Annotated in this window: 22 protein-coding genes; 17 read left to right on the top strand and 5 right to left on the bottom strand. The window is 58.8% G+C overall.

Going from position 1 to position 19,521, the window contains the following annotated elements; genetic code table 11:
* Positions 1-48 precede the first annotated feature (48 nt).
* The gene (gene rsxB, locus ASE80_RS03165; protein WP_056857620.1) at positions 49-1,017 is read right to left on the bottom strand and encodes an electron transport complex subunit RsxB; all 969 of its coding nucleotides are present in this window, start codon (positions 1,015-1,017) and stop codon (positions 49-51) included.
* 283 nt (positions 1,018-1,300) lie between these two features.
* Positions 1,301-3,352, bottom strand: a complete 2,052-nt coding sequence (gene metG, locus ASE80_RS03160; RefSeq protein ID WP_056857619.1) for a methionine--tRNA ligase — start codon at positions 3,350-3,352, stop codon at positions 1,301-1,303.
* Positions 3,353-3,524: 172 nt separating this feature from the next.
* Here metG and apbC point away from each other — a divergent pair, with 172 nt between their 5' ends.
* Positions 3,525-4,619: an iron-sulfur cluster carrier protein ApbC gene (apbC, locus tag ASE80_RS03155; protein WP_056857618.1), complete on the top strand. Its 1,095-nt coding sequence runs from the start codon at positions 3,525-3,527 to the stop codon at positions 4,617-4,619.
* 494 nt (positions 4,620-5,113) lie between these two features.
* Here the strand turns inward: apbC and fdxA are convergent, their stop codons facing one another.
* From fdxA to ASE80_RS03140, 3 genes are all read right to left on the bottom strand, one after another.
* Positions 5,114-5,437, bottom strand: coding sequence for a ferredoxin FdxA (fdxA, locus tag ASE80_RS03150; protein ID WP_056857617.1), 324 nt, complete (start codon positions 5,435-5,437; stop codon positions 5,114-5,116).
* Between the two features lie 142 nt (positions 5,438-5,579).
* Positions 5,580-8,171: a DNA mismatch repair protein MutS gene (mutS, locus tag ASE80_RS03145; RefSeq protein WP_056857616.1), complete on the bottom strand. Its 2,592-nt coding sequence runs from the start codon at positions 8,169-8,171 to the stop codon at positions 5,580-5,582.
* A 375-nt stretch (positions 8,172-8,546) separates the two neighbouring features.
* Entirely contained in the window at positions 8,547-8,822 is a 276-nt protein-coding gene (locus ASE80_RS03140) for a DUF3077 domain-containing protein (RefSeq protein ID WP_056857615.1), read from the bottom strand.
* 410 nt (positions 8,823-9,232) lie between these two features.
* Between ASE80_RS03140 and ASE80_RS29745 the strand changes: the two genes are divergently transcribed.
* From ASE80_RS29745 to ASE80_RS03075, 16 genes are all read left to right on the top strand, one after another.
* Complete coding sequence (locus tag ASE80_RS29745; protein ID WP_236708795.1) at positions 9,233-9,844, top strand: type VI secretion system-associated protein TagO; 612 nt, start codon at positions 9,233-9,235, stop codon at positions 9,842-9,844.
* A 375-nt stretch (positions 9,845-10,219) separates the two neighbouring features.
* Complete coding sequence (locus ASE80_RS03135) at positions 10,220-10,954, top strand: LexA family transcriptional regulator (RefSeq protein WP_082463551.1); 735 nt, start codon at positions 10,220-10,222, stop codon at positions 10,952-10,954.
* A gap of 149 nt (positions 10,955-11,103) precedes the next feature.
* A complete protein-coding gene (locus tag ASE80_RS30595; protein WP_017137056.1) occupies positions 11,104-11,262 on the top strand; it encodes a hypothetical protein in 159 nt (52 codons plus the stop codon).
* Between the two features lie 284 nt (positions 11,263-11,546).
* Positions 11,547-11,885 (top strand): phage holin family protein, encoded by a 339-nt coding sequence (locus ASE80_RS03130; protein WP_053254660.1) that lies wholly within the window; start codon positions 11,547-11,549, stop codon positions 11,883-11,885.
* Positions 11,886-11,908: 23 nt separating this feature from the next.
* Complete coding sequence (locus ASE80_RS03125; RefSeq protein WP_056857613.1) at positions 11,909-12,424, top strand: hypothetical protein; 516 nt, start codon at positions 11,909-11,911, stop codon at positions 12,422-12,424.
* 3 nt (positions 12,425-12,427) lie between these two features.
* Positions 12,428-13,039, top strand: coding sequence for a phage baseplate assembly protein V (locus tag ASE80_RS03120; RefSeq protein WP_056857612.1), 612 nt, complete (start codon positions 12,428-12,430; stop codon positions 13,037-13,039).
* Positions 13,040-13,048: 9 nt separating this feature from the next.
* Entirely contained in the window at positions 13,049-13,381 is a 333-nt protein-coding gene (locus ASE80_RS03115) for a hypothetical protein (RefSeq protein WP_053254663.1), read from the top strand.
* The gene (locus ASE80_RS03110; RefSeq protein WP_056857611.1) at positions 13,378-14,373 is read left to right on the top strand and encodes a baseplate J/gp47 family protein; all 996 of its coding nucleotides are present in this window, start codon (positions 13,378-13,380) and stop codon (positions 14,371-14,373) included. Before ASE80_RS03115 ends, ASE80_RS03110 begins: the two co-directional genes overlap by 4 nt.
* The gene (locus ASE80_RS03105; RefSeq protein ID WP_056857610.1) at positions 14,370-15,008 is read left to right on the top strand and encodes a phage tail protein I; all 639 of its coding nucleotides are present in this window, start codon (positions 14,370-14,372) and stop codon (positions 15,006-15,008) included. The genes ASE80_RS03110 and ASE80_RS03105 overlap by 4 nt, the downstream gene beginning before the upstream one ends.
* The gene (locus tag ASE80_RS03100; RefSeq protein WP_056857609.1) at positions 15,005-15,535 is read left to right on the top strand and encodes a hypothetical protein; all 531 of its coding nucleotides are present in this window, start codon (positions 15,005-15,007) and stop codon (positions 15,533-15,535) included. Before ASE80_RS03105 ends, ASE80_RS03100 begins: the two co-directional genes overlap by 4 nt.
* A gap of 23 nt (positions 15,536-15,558) precedes the next feature.
* On the top strand, positions 15,559-16,401 hold the full coding sequence (locus tag ASE80_RS03095) for a hypothetical protein (protein WP_056857608.1): 843 nt from the start codon (positions 15,559-15,561) through the stop codon (positions 16,399-16,401).
* A gap of 11 nt (positions 16,402-16,412) precedes the next feature.
* Positions 16,413-16,736: a tail fiber assembly protein gene (locus ASE80_RS03090; protein WP_236708794.1), complete on the top strand. Its 324-nt coding sequence runs from the start codon at positions 16,413-16,415 to the stop codon at positions 16,734-16,736.
* A gap of 84 nt (positions 16,737-16,820) precedes the next feature.
* Positions 16,821-16,994, top strand: coding sequence for a hypothetical protein (locus ASE80_RS31085; protein WP_163005422.1), 174 nt, complete (start codon positions 16,821-16,823; stop codon positions 16,992-16,994).
* 2 nt (positions 16,995-16,996) lie between these two features.
* On the top strand, positions 16,997-18,163 hold the full coding sequence (locus ASE80_RS03085; RefSeq protein WP_056857607.1) for a hypothetical protein: 1,167 nt from the start codon (positions 16,997-16,999) through the stop codon (positions 18,161-18,163).
* The gene (locus ASE80_RS03080; RefSeq protein WP_056857606.1) at positions 18,163-18,669 is read left to right on the top strand and encodes a phage major tail tube protein; all 507 of its coding nucleotides are present in this window, start codon (positions 18,163-18,165) and stop codon (positions 18,667-18,669) included. The genes ASE80_RS03085 and ASE80_RS03080 overlap by 1 nt, the downstream gene beginning before the upstream one ends.
* A gap of 153 nt (positions 18,670-18,822) precedes the next feature.
* Positions 18,823-19,395, top strand: coding sequence for a phage tail assembly protein (locus ASE80_RS03075; RefSeq protein ID WP_056857605.1), 573 nt, complete (start codon positions 18,823-18,825; stop codon positions 19,393-19,395).
* Positions 19,396-19,521: the final 126 nt, after the last annotated feature.

The following is a 19,521-nucleotide window of genomic DNA, read 5'->3' as shown; positions in this document are numbered from 1 at the left end:
GCGATCAGCGGGATTGTAGCAATACACACAGCAGGGTTTATTTTCGGTTTAAGCGCTGTTATGAGCATCCACGTGGCGTTGTGCGTCATCGAGTTTGCTTTGCGCCTCGGCCAGTTGCTCTGGGGCGGCGTTTTGATTCTGGGCTTTGTGCAATTCTGCGCGACGCATGGCCAGCTGGATTTTAGCGCGCTTGAGATCGGCGCTGTTACTGGGCGCAACTGCTGGCGCCGGTATGTCATTTACTTCCAGGGCGGCCAGCGCCTGCTCCGCCGCTTCGAACTGCTGTTGCAGCAGGATCAACTGCGACTGCTGCTCAAAGGTCGGTGGATGTCCAAATGCCTTGAGTGATTTATGCAGTTGGGCACGGCTCATGGCGACGGCGATCCTGGCTTTCTTGACCGCTGTATCCCGGGCCGCTTGAGTGTCATCGGCTGCTACGGGGGCAGCCGGCGGTGCCGAACGTTTAGCCCGTGCCAGGCGTTCCGCGAGTTTATGCGCCTCCTCGCGTTGCAGCCGCGCATTGCGTTGTTCGAAGCGCCGCCGCGCACGGTCGCGCTTGAGGGCGCGTGCCTGATACTGCAGCTCATTGCTGGCCAGGCCGCCGACAATCGCCAGCACAGCGGTCGCAGGGCGCATTTCAATGCAATCCACAGGGCAGGGCGCAACACACAGGTCGCAGCCGGTGCATTCATCCATGATCACGGTGTGCATCAACTTGGCCGCGCCGACAATCGCATCCACCGGGCACGCCTGGATGCACTTGGTGCAGCCAATGCACTCGGCTTCGCGAATGTAGGCCACCTGGGCCGGAGCTTCGCCACGACTGGTGTCCAGTTCCAACACCGGCACGCGCAACAGGTGGGCCAGGCCCGCAATGGTTTCCTGCCCACCGGGCGGGCACTTGTTGATCGCCTCGCCTTGGGCGATGCCCTCGGCGTAAGGCTTGCAACCCGGATGCCCGCATTTGCCGCATTGGGTCTGCGGCAGCAGCGCGTCGATACGTTGAATCAAGTTCATGGGGTGATCATTGGTATGCCGGTTGAACAAACAGGGCCTGTTGGCGTGGCTAGTGAGTCTGTTGTGGCGAGCGGGCTTGCCCCGCGTTGGGGCGCGGAGCGGCCCTTGGTACAGACACTCGGTTTAACAGGCAAAATGCGGCGCCTTTATTGGGGCTGCTGCGCAGCCCAACGCGGGGCAAGCCCGCTCGCCACAAAAAGCCCGTTTGCCACGGTATGCCCGTTTGCCACAGAAAGCCCGTTTGCCACGCCAGGCCCGCGTACCGCAAACGGGCTTTGCAGGCTTACTTGATACGTTGGCCCGGCTTGGCGCCGCTGTCGGGGCTCAACAGGTAGATCTCTTCGCCGCCAGGGCCCGCTGCCATTACCATGCCTTCGGAGATACCGAACTTCATTTTGCGTGGCTTGAGGTTGGCGATCATCATGGTCAGGCGGCCATCGAGCTTGGACGGGTCCGGGTAGGCGCTCTTGATGCCGGAGAACACGTTACGTTGCTCGCCACCCAGGTCCAGGGTCAGGCGCAGCAGCTTGTCGGCACCTTCGACGGCCTCGGCCTTGACGATCAGCGCAACGCGCAGGTCGACGGCGGCAAACGCGTCGAAGTCGATTTCCGCCGAAATCGGATCCTTGGCCAACTCACCGTTACCGGCGGGCGCAGTTGAACCGGTGTCGGTCTGGCTGGCGACCAGGTCTTCTTTCGAAGCGTCGGTCATGGCCTGGACTTTTACCGGGTCGATACGCGTCATCAACGGCTTGAACTCGTTCAACTGATGATTGCTGAGCAGGGTGGCGTGGTCGTTCCAGGTCAGCGGCGCGACGTTGAGGAACGCCTCGGCATCAGCGGCCAGCAATGGCAGCACCGGCTTGAGGAAAATCACCAACTGACGGAACAGGTTGACGCCCGTGGCGCAGATCGCCTGGACCTCCGCCTGCTTGCCTTCCTGCTTGTTCAGCGACCACGGCGCCTTGTCGGCGATCCAGGCGTTGGCGCGGTCGGCCAGGCCCATGATCTCGCGCATGGCGCGGGCAAAGTCACGGGCTTCATAGGCATCGGCAATGCTCGGCGCGGCGGCCAGGAAGGCTTCGGTCAGCTCCGGTGCAGCGTTTTCAGCCACCAGCACGCCGGCATTGCCCTTGTGGATAAACCCGGCGCAACGGCTGGCGATGTTGACGACTTTGCCGACCAGGTCCGAGTTGACCTTCTGTACGAAGTCTTCCAGGTTCAGGTCCAGGTCGTCGACGCCACGGCCGAGCTTGGCGGCGTAGTAGTAGCGCAGGTATTCCGGCGACAGGTGGTCCAGGTAGGTGCGCGCCTTGATAAAGGTGCCACGGGACTTGGACATTTTCTGGCCATTGACCGTCAGGTAGCCGTGCACGGCGATACCGGTCGGCTTGCGATAGCCCGAGCCTTCGAGCATGGCCGGCCAGAACAGCGCGTGGAAGTTGACGATGTCCTTGCCGATGAAGTGGTACAGCTCGGCGGTGGAATCCTTGGCCCAGTACGCATCGAAGTCCAGCTCCGGCGTGCGGTCGCAGAGGTTCTTGAAGCTGGCCATGTAGCCAATCGGCGCGTCCAGCCACACATAGAAGTACTTGCCCGGCTCGCCCGGGATCTCGAAGCCGAAGTACGGCGCATCGCGGGAGATGTCCCACTGCTGCAGGCCGCTGTCGAGCCATTCGGAGAGTTTATTGGCCACGGCGTCCTGCAAGGTGCCGCTGCGGGTCCAGGTTTGCAGCATCTGCTGGAAATCCGGGAGCTTGAAGAAGAAGTGCTGGGAATCCTTGAGCACCGGAGTGGCGCCGGAGATTGCCGACTTCGGGTTCTTCAAGTCAGTCGGTGCATAGGTCGCACCACATTTTTCGCAGTTGTCGCCGTACTGGTCTTCGGTGCCGCATTTAGGGCAAGTGCCCTTGATGAAGCGGTCGGCCAGGAACATTTTCTTTTCCGGGTCGAAATACTGGGTCACCGAACGCTGGTCGATGTGCCCGGCTTCTTTCAGGCGCAGGTAGATCTGGCTCGACAGCTCGCGGTTTTCTTCGGAGTGGGTCGAGTGGAAGTTGTCGAAGTCCACCAGGAACTCGGCAAAGTCGGCGCTGTGTTCAGCCTGCACATTGGCGATCAGTTGTTCCGGGGTGATGCCTTCCTTCTCGGCGCGCAACATGATGGCCGAACCGTGGGCGTCGTCCGCGCAGACATAAATGCATTGGTTGCCGCGATGCTTCTGGAAGCGCACCCACATATCGGTCTGGATGTACTCAAGCATATGGCCAAGATGGATGGAACCATTGGCATAGGGCAGGGCGCTGGTGACGAGGATCTTGCGTGGCTCGGACATGGGGCTCGGCTACTTGATGAAACGGAGGTCGGCCACTATAAAGCGCCGGGAAATATATTTCACCCCGTGGTGCTGTTTCTGAATCTTCCCAGGCCTCGAAAGCATGCCGCTGGGCGGCCGGAACGGTTAGGATAGCCGCCTGTTTCAGTCAGTCTTTTTTCGGGAGTAGCCCATGAGCGCCGTCAATCGCGCAGCGGTGGAAGCCGTTCTTCGCCAGTACACCGACCCCTATTTGAACCAGGACCCGGTCAGCGCCGGCTGTGTACGTGCCATTGAAGTCCAGGGCGACCAGGTGTCGGTCCAGTTGGAACTGGGCTATGCCGCCGGTTTGTTCAAGAGCGGTTGGGCGCAGATGCTGCAAATGGCCATCGAAGGCCTGGACGGCGTGCGTTCGGCCAAGGTCGACATCCAGTGCGTGATCGCCGCGCACAAGGCCCAGGCGCAGATCCCGGGCCTTGCCAACGTCAAGAATGTTATCGCCGTGGCCTCCGGCAAGGGCGGCGTGGGTAAATCCACCACCGCCGCCAACCTGGCCCTGGCGCTGGCCCGCGAAGGCGCGCGCGTGGGCATCCTCGACGCCGATATCTACGGCCCGAGCCAGGGCGTGATGTTCGGCATCGCCGAAGGCACACGGCCCAAGGTCAAGGACCAGAAGTGGTTTGTACCGATTGAGTCGCTGGGCGTGGAAGTCATGTCCATGGCCTTCCTCACCGACGACAACACGCCGATGGTCTGGCGCGGGCCGATGGTCTCCGGCGCCTTGCTGCAACTGGTCACCCAGACCGCCTGGGGCGACCTCGATTACCTGGTGATCGACATGCCGCCAGGTACCGGCGATATCCAGCTGACCCTGGCGCAAAAGGTGCCGGTGGCCGGTTCGGTGATCGTGACCACGCCTCAGGACCTGGCGCTGCTGGATGCCAGAAAAGGCGTGGAGATGTTCCGCAAGGTCAACATCCCGGTGCTGGGCGTCGTGGAAAACATGGCGGTACACATCTGCTCCAACTGCGGCCACGCCGAACATTTGTTTGGTGAAGGTGGCGGCGAGAAGCTGGCGACCCAGTACGGGGTTGAATTGCTGGCGTCGTTACCGCTGGCGATGGAAATTCGTGAGCAGGCCGATGGCGGCAAGCCGACCGTGGCTGCAGAGCCCGATGGGCCGATCGCTATGGTGTATCAGGAACTGGCCCGTCATGTGGGCGCGCGGATCGTCCTGCAGGAAGCGGCGGCACCGGCGATGCCGACCATCACTGTCAGCGACGACTGAGTCTGCTGAAGGAAAACAGCCTCGGCGTTGTCGGGGCTTTTTTATGCCTGCCGATCAGTCAACGGTTCCGAATCATGCGTTTACGCAATTGCGCGTGTAAGCATTTGCTTACTTTTTCGTAAGTGTTTGGTTTTTTTACCAGGCATGTCCATCTCGAAACTACGAAAGAATTTTCTATCCTTTTGAAAAATAACAAATATTTATACTTGAATGAGCGTTCAAGTCTGTCAGCCGATCACTTGGATCCCGTTGAACTTCCCTCGGAACTCTCTAAGATCAGCCCTGTGTCCACGGATTGGCACAGCCATCAAGGAACGATGGTTGAAGGAACGTCGCAGGAAGCGATTCATCAGGATGATGAAAAGGAATACAGGGACTAGGGAAAAAATGTGGGCGGGTCATACCGCCCCTTTTTTTTGCCTGCAGAAAAGTGAAACCGACCACCCGCAAATGCAAAAAGGCCCGCAAGGGGCCTTTTCGATGCAGCAAGTTGATCAGCGTTCCAGATCGGCGATCTTGCCTGGCTTGCCATCCCACTCTTTAGCGTCTGGCAGCGCATCTTTACGCTCTGTGATGTTTGGCCAAATGTCAGCCAACTCCTGGTTCAATTGGATAAAGTTTTCCATACCCGCCGGGATTTCATCTTCGGAGAAGATCGCATTGGCCGGGCACTCTGGTTCACACAGGGCGCAGTCGATGCACTCATCCGGGTGGATAACCAGGAAGTTCGGGCCTTCGTAGAAGCAGTCCACCGGACACACTTCGACGCAGTCGGTGTACTTGCACTTGATGCAGTTGTCGGTAACGACGAAGGTCATTTCTAATTTTCTCCTCAGGCGGCGGCAGCGAAACCCTGTGTGGCAGGGCTCGCGAGGTTCGGGAGCGATAGTCTGCAGGCCAGGCTAATAACCCGCAGCATCCCAAACCGCGCGAGAGTCTACCAGCTTGCAAGCCTGTGCGTTATATCCGAACTTGCAGTGCATATAACATTTCGAGCGCTTTACGCGGCGTCAAGCCGTCCAGGTCAAGCTTTGCCAACTCATCCAGCACCGGATGGGGCAGGCTGGCGAACATATCACTCTGGTGCGGCGCGCTGGGTTTGCTGCTGGTTTTGGCCGGGCTCGCCACGGGAATCTCGTGGGGCAGGGCGGTTTCTTCCAGGCGGCTCAAGTGTTCGCGGGCGCGGGCGATGACTTGTGCGGGAACCCCCGCCAACTGCGCCACGGCCAAGCCGTAACTCTGGCTCGCCGGCCCCGGCAGCACGTGGTGCAGGAACACGATGCGCTCGTTGTGCTCGGTGGCATTGAGATGCACGTTGGCCACCAGCGGCTCGCTTTCCGGCAACACTGTCAGCTCGAAATAGTGCGTGGCGAACAGCGTATAGGCGCGCAAATGCGCCAAACGTTCGGCCGCCGCCCACGCCAGCGACAGGCCATCGAAGGTGCTGGTGCCGCGCCCCACTTCGTCCATCAGCACCAAACTGCATTCGGTGGCGTTGTGCAGGATGTTGGCGGTTTCGCTCATCTCCACCATAAAGGTCGAACGGCCGCCAGCCAGGTCATCACTGGAACCGATCCGCGTGAAGATGCGGTCCACCAGCGACAACTCGCAACTGGCCGCCGGCACAAAGCTGCCGATGTGCGCCAGCAACACGATCAAGGCGGTCTGGCGCATGTAGGTGGATTTACCACCCATGTTGGGACCGGTGATCACCAGCATGCGCGTGTCGTCATCCAGCGACAGGTCGTTGGCCACAAACGGCGTGGTCAACACCTGCTCCACCACCGGGTGGCGCCCCTGCACGATACGCATGCACGGCTCACTGACAAAACGCGGGCAGTTCAAGTCAAGGTTCAGCGCCCGCTCGGCCAGGTTGCTCAGCACATCCAGTTCCGCCAGGGCGGCGGCGGTGTCTTGCAGCGGCGCCAGGCGGCTGATCAAGTCCTCAAGCAACGCCTCATACAGCATCTTTTCGCGCGCCAGGGCACGGCTTTTGGCCGACAGGGCCTTGTCTTCGAACTCTTTGAGCTCCGGCGTAATGAAACGCTCGGCGCCTTTAAGGGTTTGGCGGCGCTGGTAATCGATCGGCGCCGACTCGGCCTGTTTGCTCGGCAACTCAATAAAGTAGCCGTGTACACGGTTGTAGCCGACCTTCAAGTTGGCCAGGCCGGTGCGGGCTTTTTCGCGGGCTTCCAGGTCAATCAGGAACTGCCCGGCGTTTTCGCTCAGGGATTGCAGCTCGTCCAGCTCGCTGTCGTAACCGGTTTTAAGCACGCCGCCGTCACGAATGATCGCCGGCGGGTTGTCGATAATGGCTTTTTCCAGTAGCGCCGCGAGGTCCGGGTAAGTACCGGCCGTGACGGCGAGTTGTTGCAGGTGCGGCGTGTCCAGCTCGGTCATGGCCACTTGCAGCTGCGGCAGCGCGCTCAAGGCATCGCGCAGGCGCGCCAGGTCACGTGGCCGCGCATTGCGCAGGCCAATTCGCGCCAGGATGCGCTCGATATCGCCGATTTCTTTCAGCTGCGGCTGCAGGTTCTCAAAGCGATAGCGATCCAGCAGGCAAGTAATAGATGTCTGGCGCGCTTGCAGCACGGTCAGGTCGCGCAGCGGACGGTTCAACCAACGGGTCAGCAAACGACTGCCCATGGCCGTCTGGCAACGGTCGACCACCGACTGCAGCGTGTTGTCACGGCCACCGGCCAGGTTGGTATCCAGCTCCAGGTTGCGACGGCTGGCGCCATCGAGCACCACGGTGTCATCCAGACGCTCATGGCGCAGGCTGCGCAAATGCGGCAGGGCGGTGCGCTGGGTTTCTTTCGCGTAGCTGAGCAAGCAACCGGCGGCGCCGATGGCCAGGGTCAGGGTCTCGCAGCCGAAGCCTTTAAGGTCCTGCACCGAGAACTGCTGGCACAGACTTTTCAGCGCCGTGTCGCGCTCAAAGTCCCACGGCGCACGACGCTTGGTCCCACGGCGTTTTTCCGCCGGTAGATCCTTGGGCCAGTCATCCGGAATCAACAACTCCACCGGGTTGATGCGCTCCAGCTCCGCCAGCAGGTTCTCCCAACCCTTGATCTCCAGCACGCTGAAATTGCCGCTGGTGATATCCAGCACCGACAGGCCGAACAAACGCTCATCGCCCAACACCGCCGCGATCAGGTTGTCACGACGCTCATCCAGCAACGCCTCATCACTCACCGTGCCCGGCGTAATAATGCGCACCACCTGACGTTCCACCGGCCCTTTGCTGGTGGCCGGGTCGCCGATCTGCTCACAGATCACCACCGACTCGCCCAGCTTCACCAGCTTGACCAGGTAACCTTCCAACGAATGGTAAGGAATTCCACACATCGGAATCGACTGCCCCGCCGACTGCCCGCGCGCGGTCAGGGTGATGTCCAGCAGCTTGGCGGCCTTCTTCGCGTCTTCGTAGAAGATCTCGTAGAAGTCGCCCATGCGATAGAACATCAACTGATCAGGGTGCTGGTTTTTCAGACGCCAGTACTGCTGCATCATCGGGGTGTGGGAAGACAGATCGGAGCTGTTTTTACTCATCAGATAGTTAGCAAATTCGTTGAAAGTGATGGGGCAAAGGGCACGCTTGGTCCAGTGTCGATCAGTTGCGGAGCGCGGACTTCCAAACGACGCAGGCCGAATGTGGGAGCTGTCGAGCCTTAGCGAGGCTGCGAAGGGATCGCCGCGCTGTACCTGCAGGCCGCAGCCCCCGCATCGCTGAAGTTCTAAAGCTCAACATCGTGCCCAATCGTAGTCGCTTAACTGATCGGCATTGGGCGCTTGGCCCAGCATTTGTTGCGATGGGCGCAAGGTTAACACGTGAAGTCGGCCCTTCGCAGGTCGCAAACGGCCAGGTAAAACACAAAAAGGGCAGCGCCTTTATATAAGCGCCACCCTTTTTTACTGTCGCCCGATTTACTGAAGGTTGCCGGGCGAATCCAACACCTTCACCACATCATCCACCACCGCCTTGACCATCTCCTGCAAGTAATGCGACGCCCAGGCGTACCGGTCCGTCTCCTTGGTCATCGCCGCATCTTCGGCGAGTTGCTTGGCGACGTGGAGGAGGTCGGAGGCGTGGTTTAAAGCTTCGTGCAGGGAGACGCCGCTGTTGACGCGAAATAGCGGTTGGTCGGAATGGAAGGAGAAGGGGGTGACGCCTAGGGTGGTTAGATCTTGCGCAGTGCTCATAAAACACCTCCTAGGACGGAGGAAATGAGCCGAGAAAGGTGACACCTTTTGATGCAATAAACGTAGCAGCACATAAGTGAAAGCTCCTTGATTTGAGGAACTGCCACGAACCTTCTCACGGGTTTGGGTGGCAGCTGTGCGCAGGGTGAGAAACCGGCAATCAAGGCAACCGGTAGACCCGAAGGTCTCCCACGCACAGCCGCCATAAAACGATACCGCAGACGAAAAAAAACGCCGCGATAGGGTTCTTGGGCGCTTTGCGCCTTGATTTGCTCGGGTTCTCACACCCGGTCGCTGAATTTGCAGCGACCGGGGGAGGTTAGCGTGATGGTATGGGGAGTGCAACTGCGTGAGTGGGCGTAGTTCGAGCTCAATGATATGATTTCCATTTGCCATCACAGGGTAGTGAGATGAAAACGCATAGAATTTTAGCTGCAATGCTGATGCTAACCCCTCTTGTGACTAGCGCGGCAATCGAAGATAAGCAAGTGGCTTTGTGTGCATCAATGAGCGGTTCTGTTGAGCGCCTTGCTTGCTACGACAGCATTGCTGACCAAAACAATCTTGCTCCCAAGACTGTCTCCACCACTACCGTCGGCAAAGGTAAATGGTCCACGAGCACATCCACTGATCCGTTGACCGACAAATCTGTTTACGTGGCGATGCTCGATGCCTCCAGTGGAAGAGGTCGCTATGGGGACGGCATTGACTTGGTTGTTCGTTGCGCAAAAGGCGAGACAGACTTTTACATCAATTGGGCCTCATTCCTTGGCACTGACAGAATCTCTGTAACACACCGTATTGGTAGGGCTAAAGCGGTGAAGTCGTCTTGGCAGGTATCTACGGATCATAAGTCCTCGTTTTTTCCAGGGTCACCGGTACCTTCCCTTAAAGCTCTGATTGAAGCGGAAAGTTTTGTAGCGAATGTGACCCCTTATAGCGAAAGCCCTGTTACGGCAACGTTTGATACCTCTGGTGCAAGTGAAGCGCTGAAAGAAATCCGCGCTGCGTGCAAGTGGTGACCACAAGAAAAATTAGCAATAAGAAAGGGACAGATTTATTTTAAGAAAAATAAATCCGCTAGCTAATCGGTTGGCACATTCCAGGCACCACGAACTCCACCCTCAACCCGCTCAAAGCGCTGCATACACCAGCAAAAAGGGGACAGATTTATTTGATTATCCGGAAAATAAATCAGTCCCTTTTTTGCTTCTGTGTCGTGAAATGCGGCCTTTTCCATCAAAAACATCCCCACTTGCCCCAGCGGCGTATCAAAGACTATCACTCGGTTAAAACATCGCGACGGGCCGAAACTTCACTCAACACATCCTTGTTTCTGCATAAAATATGCAATTTAGCATTTGCCAACCCCAAAAACTCCCGGCACTATCGCCGTTATGCAAAAACGCAACGTTTCAACCGTCTTAAGAGAGCTGCTGGACCGCGACCGGATCTCCCCCACGGAGCTTCACCGGCGTACCGGCGTGCCTCAATCCACACTCTCCCGGATCCTCAGCGGCAAGATCGTTGATCCGTCGGACAAGCACATCTCGCGCATCGCCGAGTATTTCCGCGTCAGCACCGACCACCTGCGCGGGCGCGCGGCGTTGGGCGCTGGGCGCGATGACGGGCGCGACCCGATGCATTCGGAACTCAAGGACATAAGCCTGTGGGACGACGACACGCCCGTTAATGATGACGAGGTGTCGATCCCCTTTCTGCGCGAGGTTGAATTGGCTGCTGGATCAGGAAGATTCGTCATCGAGGAAAGCGAGAAGGCCAGCCTGCGGTTCGGCAAGCGCAGCCTTCGCCACAACGGGGTGCAGTTCGATCAGGCCAAATGCGTGACGGTGCGTGGCAACAGTATGTTGCCGGTGCTGCGCGACGGCGCGACGGTTGGGGTGAATGCGGGCAAGAGCGGCATTGGTGACATCGTCGATGGCGACTTGTATGCCATCAATCACAATGGCCAATTGCGGGTGAAACAGCTCTACCGCCTGCCTTCCGGGATTCGCCTGCGCAGTTTCAATCGCGATGAGCACCCGGATGAGGACTACAGCTTCCAGGATATCCAAGATGAGCAAATCAGCATCCTCGGCCATGTGTTCTGGTGGGGCATGTACGCCCGTTAACCTCCTTGCGTAAGACAAAGCCCGCCCATGTGCGGGCTTTTTTTCGTCCGTAGAAAACCGGTAAACCCCTGGCCCATAAGGTTCGAAATGCGCTGGTGCATTCCGATAGCAAAAATAAATGCATTTGTGCATTGACTGTATATGCATACATGCATATTCTTCATCTCAAGCCAGCCAACAAGGTGGTGGAGGCGGCAAGGATGCTGCCAAGGAAAGTGACAAGGAAGGCACGCAACATCGGCAAGGACGCCATCGAAGCGATGGCAGGGATGCCAGGCAACACCGGCAAGGATGCCGACGCTCTTTAGTTACACCGCTTTAAAAAACAGGCAGCGATGAACCGGCCTTAACGGTTCAGAGGGTTGGCAACTGACCCGGGTGTGCAGCGTAAAGCACCAGAAGCAGTTATCCGGCAGACAGGGATCGTGGTCGGAAAAACATTGAGGAAAGAACCGTACCGCGCCAGTAGCGCCGAACGTTCGAGGACATCATTACTGAAAAGCCCGGGCGACCGGGCTTTTTGGAATGCCGACCTATCGAAGCATGTGTGAATGAAAAATGGACTATTGAGTGCTCAGCCAGGAGGCGTGACATGACAAATGAACAACAAGCGTTAGCGGAAATGCCTATCTGGCTGGTCATCGTATTGGCAGTGATCGGCGGGGTGTCCGGCGAAATGTGGCGCGCCGACAAGGAGGGCGCACGTGGCTGGTCGCTGATCCGTCGCCTGGCCCTGCGCTCCGGCGCCTGCATGGTCTGCGGCGTTTCAGCCTTGATGCTGTGCTACGCCGCCGGCATGTCGATCTGGACCGCCGGCGCCATTGGTTGCCTCACCGCAATGGCCGGTGCCGACGTCGCCATCGGCCTTTATGAACGCTGGGCGGCTAAGCGCATCGGGGTCAACCAAGGCTCCGGCCAAGACCCGCAGTAACCGTTGCAAGGACGCTACTTACTATGACCCTTATCGAAAAACCCTCCCAACTGCCCCTTGCCATTAGCGCGGCGCTGCATGCGGCCTTCCCTGCCTTGAAGGTTGGCAATCACCAGGATTTTCAGGGCTCCTTGGATAAAACCGGCGTGTTGATCACGGTCGAAGGCAATGGCCCGGGTATTCGCTCTCGTGAAGGGCGCAAGGCGCACGCACTGACGATTTCGCTCCGGGCCATGGTGGCGCCGGGGGCGTTGCCGTTTGATGCCTGCGACCTGGCCAGCCAGCTTATGGACCAAGTGCTGGATAACCGTTGGGGCCTGCCCTTGGCCCAGTGCGATTTGCCGATAAACATCGTCGCCGCTCCGGTTGCTGCAACAACAGCAGAAACGGACTACGACACCTGGACTGTTTCCTTCACCCAGACCGTCTACATCGGGCCGGTGTTACTCACAGATCCTACCGGCCAGCCGCTGTTTGCCCGCACCTGGGAAGTGGCGGATATCGACGATCCCGACCAATACAAACCACTGGCGGAGTAGCCCATGTTCGACGCGCTGTTACGCATGCAACTGGGGCCGATTGTCGAGCGTCTGGCAGAGATGGAAGCCCAGCTTGAAGACCTGTATCGACGCGCCGAAAGTTTTTGTCGGATTGGCACGTGTCAGTCGGTCGACGCCGCCAGCAATACCTGCAAGGTCAGCCACGGTGATTTAGTCACGCCGGCGATCCGCTTTTTCAACCCCAGCGCGGGTTCGCAAACCGAAACGCGCATCCCGTCCGTGGGCGAACAATGCCTGTTGCTCAACTACGGCGGCGGCGAAGGCGGGGGGCAGTCGGTGGCTTTGTTCGGCCTCAACAGTAGTCAGTTTCCACCCGTCTCCAGCGTTGCCACATTGACCCGACGGCGCCATCAGGACGGCACACAAAGCGACTACGACGACGCCAGTCACACCTTCAATTGGGTCAACGGCCCCACCACGTTCAGCGGTTCGCGCGAACAGGTAGACGTCAAAGTCGGCGCCGCCAGCTTGGTCATGAGCGCCCAGAACATCACCCTGCAAATCGGCGGCACCCGCCTGGTACTGGACGCTGGCGGCGCGCACTTCAGCGGCCCGCTGGTGGACCACCAAGGTCGCGTCATCAGCCCACGATAAGGACATCCCATGCTCGGCATCGATCGAAACACCGGGGCAGCCGTCGATGACTGGCTGCAATTCGTGCAGCGCGCCACCCGAGCGCTCACCACCCCGGTGGGCACTCGGCAGAAACGCCCGCTGTACGGCTCGCTGATCCCGCAACTGCTTGGCCAGAACCTCGGCGACGACCTGCTGATCCTCGCCCAAAGCCACGCCGCGCAGGCGTTCTACAACAGCCACAACGGCATCGGCGATTTTCAACCTCAGGTCATCGTCGCCACCCGCCAAGGCGCCGGCCTGCTGTTGCGCTTCGCCGGCACCTGGAAAAACCGCCAACAAACCTTCGAGGTCGTGACATGAGCATGCTGATCCCCGGCCAGAACCAACTGGCGGAACCGGCCATCATTGCGGTGGATGAGTTCGAGCCGCTATTGGCCGAATTCAAGGCGTTTGTGGTCGATTACGTCGCCACCCGAGCACCGCAAAGCGCGGCCAAACTCAAGGTCAGCCTCGACAACGAAAGCGAGTTGCTGACCCTGGCCCTGGAAGCCTTCTGTGTAAGGCTGCAAACCCACGAACGCAAATACAATGCCCGTATCAAGCAGATGCTGGCGTGGTGGGCCACTGGCAGCAACCTGGATGCACGCCTGGCGGATATGGGCCTGGAACGCCAAGTGCTCGACCCCGGCGACCCGGCGGCGTTTCCGCCGGTGCCGCCGACATTGGAAAGTGACGACGACGCTCGCTTGCGTTATTACCTGGCACCCCATGCCCCAGCAGCCGGCTCGCGCATGCAGTATCGGCGTGAGGTTTTTACCCTGGGTGAACGGCCGTCGGTGAAGGTGCAAAGCGCGACGCCGGGCGTGGTGACGGTCAGCTACACCTTTGATCCCGACGGTTATGCCGCGCAGGTCAAGGACGGCAACGCGCGTCGAATAGCGCCCGGCGAAGTGATGGTCACGGTGCTTTCTCGCGAAGGCGACGGCACGCCCTCTGCGGATTTGCTTGACGGTGTTCGCCGCCATTTCGCACGGCCGGATGTAAGGCCGGAGACAGATCTGGTCAGCGTGCAAGCTGCGCAAATCCTGCGTTACAAAATCCGTGTGGTCGCCAAGATCAACGCCGGTCCGGATTCGGGCCTCACTCAGGTAGCGGCGCAGAAACTGCTGCAAGATTACGCAGAGTCCTGTCATCGCCTCGAAGGGCGGGTGGATCCCAGTTGGATCGACTACGCGATTCACAGCGCCGGTGCCGCGCAGTTACAAATCGTTGAACCGCTCGAACCCATTATCAGCAACGCCTTCCAGGCCCCGTATTGCACGGGTGTCGAGGTGGAGGTGCGCACGTTATGAGTGAGCACAAAGCGAGTTTGTTGCCCGCCAACAGCTCACCGTTGGAAAAGGCTCTGGACGTGGGATTCGGGCAATTGCTCGACCGGGTCTCGCCACCGTTTCCGGCGTTGATGAACCCACTGCAAACCCCGGGCGAATTTCTGCCTTACCTGGCCGCCGACCGCGGCGTCAGTGAATGGGACGCCGACGCCAGCGAAACCGAAAAGCGCCTGACCGTGGCCCTGTCCTGGCAGATCCAGCGTCAGGCAGGCACGCCCAAGGCGTTGAGTCATGCGGTGGAATCGCTGGGGTTCACCCCCAACATCAGCGCCTGGTATCAGCAGCGGCCTAGGGATATGCCCTACACCTTCGACGTGCAGGCCATCATCGGGCGCAGTTGGTCCAGCGGTGATCACAATCGTTTGATTCGCCGTATCAACGCGGCCAAGAGCGAGCGGGACCAGGCGACCATCACCATCGTGCATGAAACCCAAGGGCGGCTTGCGCTCACTCAGGTCCTCCATGCGCCGTTAAGTGACGGCGAGTTGTACCTGGAAGGAGCGCTGCCGGACGTTGCGCTGGTTGCCCGGCTTAACAGCGCTGGGGTTGCCCAGCACTACACCATTAACGACTACGACCTCAGGGCGCAGCCATGACAGATGACATTACGCGCCTGGTGCGCTTCACCTCCAAGGGTTTGGATGAAGTGCTGCAGGCAAAGAACCAGGGTTTGAAAGGCGAAATCACCCACGTCGGCGCCGGTACTGGCCGCTACAACCCCGACGGCACCGAAGTGGCCTTGCGCGACGAGCGCCAGCGCGTCGCCATTGTGGATTACGAGGACCTGGGTGAGCGGCAACTCAGGATGGCCGCGCTGTTTGATGGCGAGGCCGAGTATGAAATTGGCGAGTTCGGTTTTTACCTCGCCAGTGGGACCTTGCTGGCGGTGTATTCCGTAGCGGGGAAGTTGCTGACCTATAAAGCGTCGACGGCACGGGTGCTGCAAAAGTTCACGCTGGATATTTCGCCGTTGCCAACAGACAGTGTGACGGTGGTAGTGGGCAGTGAAAACCTCAATGTCTTATTGACCGAAGAATTCGCTCAACTGGCGGCAGCCAGCGTTGACAACATGGCGAGGCATGTGGGGGTTTTGTTTCGCGTCATGAGTATGGAAACCAAATAGATATTTTACAGGGAGTTTAAACGATGAGTTTGGAAACGGTAATCGCCGGCTTGGTGTCGGCATGCAATGCGTTGACGGACACGGTCAATAAAAAGATTTCATTGATAGATCAGCGCGTCGCTGCGGCAACTGAACAGGTTCCAGCTGCTGTTCGCGCAGAAGTTAACAAGATGTTATATGTGGACTCTTCCAGTGGTGTGGACACCAACAGTGGCTTGACCCCCGATAAGCCGCTTAAAACTATTGCGGCGGCAGTTAACAGAGTGATGTTGTGCGGTTCCGCTACTATTTTTTTGCGACGCGGTAAGGTTTATGAAGTCGGTCGGGGCCTGGGCGGCACCAACGTTGATAACATGTCGATTCTATTTGTTCCCTACGGTACGGAAGCCTCTAAGCCAATTGTGCGCGGGGCATTGGTGCGCTTTTCTGACTCCAATACTTATGTGTGTGGTGGGTTCTCTGCCTTCACTGAGATGTCTATCAAATTTACGGACTGCCGAATCGAAACTGGGCTGGCTAATGGCGTGTCTCAATATGGCCCCGATTACGGAGGTTTGTTTTCTCGCGACGGCGGTCTGGGTGAGAGCGTGAGTTTTAAGCTCTTCTTTCATAAGTGTGAGGTCGTTGTTCAAGACGTGCCGCTGTTCAGCACGTATTACGGATTTATTCAACTTAGCCTTGCGCAGACGACAATCAGTAAAGGTGGGACACAGAGCACAATCGTGAATGTCGGTGTGCCCAAAATGGTTGATATCAGTAGCGTGTCTATTGTTGGTTTCGGCGCTGGGGCAACGCTGGATAATCTGCTTACTTTGGCGCCAGGTTCCTACACCGCCAGGCAGGTTTATACAACTATTTCTGCATAAGGAGTTTTTAAGTGAGAACAGTTACTTACAAGGGCTCGATCTACGTCAATCCAGACGCAGAGAGTCTTCAGCATATCGGTTTGTCGTCTGACGATGCGGCTGAGGTTATGGCACTGCTGGTTAGCAGTGAAACGCTGCAACGTCGAGACGAGCTACTGCAAGTCGCGGCGATACGCATCGCACCGCTGTTGGATGCACAAGAGTTGGGGAAGGCAACCGATGACGAGTTGGCACGGCTGCAAGCCTGGAGGCTGTATCGAGTCGAACTGAACCGCCTCGACAAGCAGGCAGGTTTCCCATCCTCAATCGATTGGCCTGTAGCGCCAACCCAGTGACTGACACGACCGCGAAAGCGGTTTTTTTTCGCCCACTGAATTTTCTTGTTCAGAAGGCATTTTTGCGTCTGGAGAAACTTACCCATGGCCAACCGCCAAACCTACACCGTCCTCATCCCATTCCCCACCGGAGGTGGCCACTGGTCCACCGCCGGCGAAGAGCTGGAACTGCTCGACGTCGAAGCATCCGCCCTGCGCACCGCCGGCCGCCTGGAACTGACCAGCGTCCTTAACTCCACCCCCAAGAAGGCTGACTGATCATGGCTGAGGTTTTGAACTTCGAGCACAACGGCATCACTGTGAATGCCACCGAATCCCCCGAGGCCATGGGTGGCCTGGGCGACAACGTTATCGGCCTGGTCGGCACCGCGCCGAATGCCCACGCGTCGATTCCGAAAAACGCGCCGTTTCGCATCAACAGCTTCACTACTCAGGCGCTGCTGGACCCTACCGGTGCCGAGTCGGGCACGTTGTTTCAGGCGGTGTACCAGATCCTCAAAGTGGTGAAAGTGCCGGTCTATGTGGTGATCGTGGAGGAGGGCGCAACCCCGGCTGACACGATCAACAATGTGATCGGCGGCAACGAGCCAACCACCGGCCGCAAGCTGGGCCTGGCGGCTTTGAGCAGCGTCCCGGAAGACCTGACCATCATCGGCGCGCCAGGCTTCACCGGCACCAAGGCCGTGGCCGGTGAGTTCGCCTCCTTTGGCAAGCGAGTCAAGGCCCGTGTGGTGCTGGACGGCAAGGACGTCTCGGTCGCTGACCAGGTGACCTACAGCGGCGAACTGGGCGGTGCCGACCTCGGCTTCGACCGTTGCCTGCTGGTGCACAACCTGCCGTCGGTGTATTCCAAGGCAGCCAAGAAAAACGTGTTCCTGGCGCCATCCTCGTTGGCCATCGCCGCGTTGGCCAAGGTCAAGCAATGGGAAAGCCCTGGTAACCAGGTGACGTTCGCCGAGGATGTTTCCCGCGTGGTCGAGTACAACATCCTCGACACCTCCACCGAAGGCGACCTGCTCAACCGTTACGGCGTGAGCTACTACGCGCGCACTATCCTCGGCGGTTTTTCGCTGCTGGGTAACCGCTCCATCACCGGCAAGTTCATCAGCTACGTCGGCCTGGAAGATGCCATCAGCCGCAAGCTGGTCAAGGCCGGCCAGAAAGCCATGGCCAAGAACCTCACCAAGTCGTTCATGGACCAGGAGGTCAAGCGCATCAACGACTGGCTGCAAACCCTGGTCGCCGATGAAACCATCCCCGGCGGCAGCGTGTACCTGCATCCGGAATTGAACAGTGTCGAGAAGTACAAGAACGGCACCTGGTTCATCGTCATCGACTACGGCCGCTACGCGCCGAACGAACACATGATTTATCAACTCAATGCCCGCGATGAAATCATCGAGCAATTCCTGGAGGACGTTCTCTAATGTTTACCAACCGTGTAAGACAGGCCATTGCCGCCACCCTTCAAGGCCTGCCGTTGTCCGCGACGGTGGAGGAATTCACCCCGCCGAAGATCGAGTTCGACATGGAGCCCATGTCCGGCGGGCGCTTCATCGCCGAAGAAATGGCCAAGAGCGGCAAGGTGCTCGGTGCCACGTTGGTGCTGCAAGGTGCCGGCCCGGAAATCATGTTGGCCCTGGGCGTGCGCCTGGGTGACGACATCCTGCTCAACGTGCGTGAAGCCGGACAAGACCAGGACGGCAAAACCTACTTCACCTACCACACCGTCGGCGGCAAATTGAAATCCCTGGCCGAGGCGAAGCTGAAGATGGGAGACAAGGTTACCACCACCCTGGAGCTGTCCTGCCGTACCTACAACCGTCTGGAAAACGGCATTTCGGTGATCGACATCGACGTGCGCACCCAGAAGTTCGTGCTCAACGGCGTCGACATTCTCGGCGATGCACGCCGCGCGGTGCTGATGCCTTAAAGGCGAAGCGGGCACGGTCAATGTGGGAGCTGGCTTGCCTGCGATAGCATCACCTCGGTGCACCCGACATACCGAGTCGTCTGCATCGCGGGCAAGCCCGGCTCCCACATTGACTGCGCTGAACCTCAAAAAAGCTTAACAAGGAGTTGCCCCATGGCCTGGATGCCACCGCTGCACATCCTGCTGTCTCCGATCACCGCCGACACTGGCGCGACGATCCAGCAGATTCAACTCAAGCCGTTGTTTTACGCTGCGCAAAAAGACGCGCTGGCCCGGGCTGGTGATGACGAGGACGACCAGTTCTTTGAACTGGCGAAACTCGCCACCGGCCTGTCGGAAAAAGAACTCGATCAGCTCAAGCGCCCGGACTACGTGAGCATCGCTCAGTACGTACATGACATGTCGACACGCCCTGCGTCGTTCTTCCTCGATCAGCCTGACGAGGGGAGCCACGACCAACCGGTCCAGCTGTTGCTGGCGCTCGATGCGGCCGGTCACAGCCTGACCGAACTGTCTCTGGAAATGCCCGCCCTGCGCGCCACCAAGGTGATGAAAAAACTCGCCACCAACAAAGAACGCGCCGAGTTCATCACCGCGCATTGCACCGGTTTGATGATCCCCGATCTCGCCGGCCTCACCGTGCCCGACTGGACGCAACTGCAGGAGCGCATCGACGATTTTTTAAATCAACCGGCGGACTTCTTTCGCAGCGCGACATCGAAGTAATCCTCGATGTGGTGCCGCTGATTTACTCGGTCAATGAGGCGGAGATCCTCGACTGGGACGCCGGCAAAGCATTGCGCCGCTACGACATTGCGATCACTCGCCTTGGCGTTAAACAGGAGTAAGCGG

This window comes from Pseudomonas sp. Leaf15 (assembly GCF_001421425.1).
In the GTDB taxonomy this organism is placed as follows: Bacteria; Pseudomonadota; Gammaproteobacteria; order Pseudomonadales; family Pseudomonadaceae; genus Aquipseudomonas; species Aquipseudomonas salomonii.
Note: the sequence above shows the minus strand (reverse complement) of the source record. Positions and strands in the feature narration are given on the sequence as shown.